Origin of the sequence: Bacteroides sp. HMSC067B03 (genome assembly GCF_001811315.1) — a bacterium.
Lineage (GTDB): Bacteria > Bacteroidota > Bacteroidia > Bacteroidales > Bacteroidaceae > Bacteroides > Bacteroides faecis.
The window spans coordinates 105,799-106,005 of the sequence record NZ_KV804369.1; the positions used below are offsets into that span (position 1 = coordinate 105,799).

General features: G+C 47.3%; 1 tRNA gene. It reads left to right on the forward strand.

From position 1 onward, the window contains the following. Nucleotides 1-71: 71 nt before the first annotated feature. Nucleotides 72-144: transfer RNA gene (locus tag HMPREF2794_RS15490), tRNA-Gly, on the forward strand. The last annotated feature ends 63 nt before the right edge of the window (nucleotides 145-207 follow it).

Below are 207 nucleotides of genomic sequence, written 5' to 3' on the forward strand. Positions count from 1 at the left end.
AGAGGCATGCAGGTTCGAGTCCTGTTCTGGGCACCAATCTTTCAGATTTCTGAATGGAGAAAATTTAGTTTGCGGAAATAGCTCAGTTGGTAGAGCATAACCTTGCCAAGGTTAGGGTCGCGAGTTCGAGTCTCGTTTTCCGCTCTTGTTTCTTTGAAGTAATGGAACTAAGTTTTGCCCAGGTGGCGGAATTGGTAGACGCGCACG